Consider the following 2,843-nt stretch of genomic DNA (forward strand, 5'->3'; position numbering starts at 1 on the left):
AATTATAAGTGTAAGAAATATAATAATATCGATAATCATGACAACAACTCCTTAGTTTTCATTCTTAATAGTATTGTCTCAATAAGTAATAAGTAGAAGATAAATCCAGCAATTATTAGAACATTTAAGTATACATATTCCTGGAATAGTAGTTTAGATTTCGGAAAAGTAATCGCCGAAAATAGTCCTATTAAAATAAGTAAATTTCGTATTACAAGTCTATAAGATATATCATGATTTCCTAACACTCCTCCACATCCGCAAGATAAATCTTTTCTTCCTCGAGCAAGATTTATAATAATCGCTACAGAGTATATAAATGTAAGTATGGATAGCGCAATTACACTATAAGTCATGTATACCCTAAAGATAATCATTAGACTTGCTAGTAATTCAATTAGCAAAAATAAATTTACTAGATATTTTGCAAATACGTCTGGCAATATTTTATAACTTTTTACAACCTCAATGTGATTTTCATAGTCTTTAATTTTACTTATTGCTGAAAATAAAAATATATAAGCAAATATTAAAAAAAGTACCGAATTAAACATTTCCATAACTCATCTCCACTTCTCCTGTCTTGTACATATCTGACTGGTTATTATAAAGCTCTTTATAATGTCCTTCTTTTTTAATTAATTCCAGATGATTACCAGTTTCGACAATTTGTCCTTCCTTAAGCACTATAATGTAATCCGCTAAATGACAAGCATACATTCGATGTGAAATGTAAATAGATGTCTTACCTTCAGTAATATCTTTGAACTTTAAAAATAATTTTTTCTCGGCAATTGAATCTAACGATGAGGTAGGTTCATCAAAAATAATCAATTCAGAGTCTTTTAACATTGCCCGAGCCAATGCTAATTTTTGCCACTGACCTCCCGATAAATCTTTACTACCTTCAAACAATCTTCCTAACTTTGTCTCATACCTATTAAATAAAGAATTTATGAACTCATCAGTTTCTGCTTTTTTAGCTGCCTCTACAATTGCTTTCTCTCCCTGTGTTGTATCGCCTAATAATATATTCTGATAAGCAGTCATCTCGTATGTACCGAAATCTTGATATATCACAGAAACTTTCCCATAAATTTCTTCTTCAGTTAAGAGATTAATATCTTTCCCAAAAAGATTAATCTTATTATTAGGTATTTCATATAAACCAATTAAACACTTAATTAAAGTTGATTTTCCGGAGCCATTACTCCCTACGATAATTATGTTATCGCCCTTATTCATCTTAAGATTAATATTATTCAATACCTTATTTTCAGAAAAAGGATATTTAAAATCTAAATTATTTATTTCTAAAATAGTATCTGAATTGACTGATACATTATTGATGTTTTTATGTCTACTTGGCATGTCAAGAATTGCAAATACGTCTTTTAAATAATATGTATTTTCCTTTAGGTTAGAAGTTACGTAGGACAACCCATGAATTACTCCTAATACTCTTTGAATTGCTTCCAGAACAGATACAAAGTCACCAATTCTTATCACAGACTTAGACAAAAGAAAAAGAATAAGAAAAAAAGAAGTTGCAAATGTTAAAGAACTTAAAATATCTAAACCAATAAGTTTTTTATTTTGATTTAAATGTTGTTTCAAAACCTCATCGGTATTATTTCTGTATGATGATTTCCATTTATCAAACAAATAATTAAATGATTGATTTAATCTAATCTCCTTATTATATTTTCTATCTACAAATAAACTGAATATGTAACCTTGTTCCCTAGCCGAAGGTGTTAAATATTTGGTTAACCAATATCGGTTCTTACCAAATTTATTTTGTAAAAGAAGAAGAGGAATAGCAAATGCAATTAATATTACTAAAAATAATATGTGAAATTGAATCAAAAATATAAGGACAGTAGTAATTACTATTAAAGACCTTCCTATTTCTAAAACATTATTTATGGGATTCATAAATTGACTTCCTAAGTCTCCCTGAGTCCGCTGAATAAGATTATAGAACTCATGATCCTCTAGTTTTTCGTAACTTACACCAATTATTTTCTCAGATATTTTTCCTTTTATACTAAGTTCAAGCTTCATTTGAAGATAAAGAGCACTATACTCGTCTACTTTAAGTAGGATGTTACTAATAATTGTCAACAAAATTTGCAAACCTAGTAGATATGAAATTTCTGTAAGAGTACTTCTTGTTTCAAAAAATAGTTGTACGGAATTTATTAATTTTTGCAAGATAAGAATCGAAAGCAATGGAAAAAAACCTTGAATTAATTTTGACAATATAATAAAAATAAACAAAAATGGTTGATGTTTGTATACAGTCCAGAAAGACTTAAAAATGGTTAACATTATATATATCTCCTAAAAATTACTTTTTAATTTCATTATAACATGTTATCCTGTAAAAGAAAGTAAATTCAGAATTATCTGGAGGGTTTAAAAATGCCTATAATTTATCTTTTTACATGTTTATTATTACTTTTAATTGCTCTATCTATTTTAAGAGAGGTTAAATTTGGTGAAAAATTACAGGAAGTATTTTTAAGAATTGCAAAGGATTCTATCTTACATAATGGTGATTTTGTATCTAGTTTTAATTTAAAAAACAAGAACAATGCTGAGGTTAACTTAGATGAATTAACAGATAAGTCTCTAATCCTACTTGTAATAGATACTGGATGTGATGTATGTGATCAAGACTTAGCTGAATTTGCTAAGGAATCTCTCATTTATGGAGAATTTTATAATTTTGTTCCAGTAATATCTAAATCTCCAAGTACTAGTAACAAAATGGATGTCAAACAACACTTATTTAAAGAAATACTCTTTACTGATTCAGATTTCCTTAAAAACTATAA

General features: G+C 27.5%; 3 protein-coding genes. 1 reads left to right on the top strand and 2 read right to left on the bottom strand.

Annotated elements, in window-relative coordinates; genetic code table 11:
* Positions 1–35 precede the first annotated feature (35 nt).
* Together AC1DSL_RS16965 and AC1DSL_RS16970 are read right to left on the bottom strand one after the other, a co-directional pair.
* Complete coding sequence (locus AC1DSL_RS16965) at positions 36–560, bottom strand: MauE/DoxX family redox-associated membrane protein (protein WP_477533111.1); 525 nt, start codon at positions 558–560, stop codon at positions 36–38.
* Positions 547–2,334 (bottom strand): ABC transporter ATP-binding protein, encoded by a 1,788-nt coding sequence (locus tag AC1DSL_RS16970; RefSeq protein ID WP_477533112.1) that lies wholly within the window; start codon positions 2,332–2,334, stop codon positions 547–549. Before AC1DSL_RS16970 ends, AC1DSL_RS16965 begins: the two co-directional genes overlap by 14 nt.
* A gap of 93 nt (positions 2,335–2,427) precedes the next feature.
* On the opposite strand from AC1DSL_RS16970, the gene AC1DSL_RS16975 reads away from it, so the two are divergent.
* A partial coding sequence (locus AC1DSL_RS16975) for a hypothetical protein (RefSeq protein WP_477533113.1) occupies positions 2,428–2,843 on the top strand: 416 nt, incomplete at its 3' end.

The sequence above is a fragment of the Paenisporosarcina sp. P4_D4 genome (assembly GCF_056401835.1).

Excerpts from the sequence above, each read along its gene's own strand:
- AC1DSL_RS16970 (WP_477533112.1), bottom strand. The coding sequence starts at position 2,334 with ATGTTAACCATTTTTAAGTCTTTCTGGACTGTATACAAACATCAACCA.
- AC1DSL_RS16965 (WP_477533111.1), bottom strand. The coding sequence starts at position 560 with ATGGAAATGTTTAATTCGGTACTTTTTTTAATATTTGCTTATATATTT.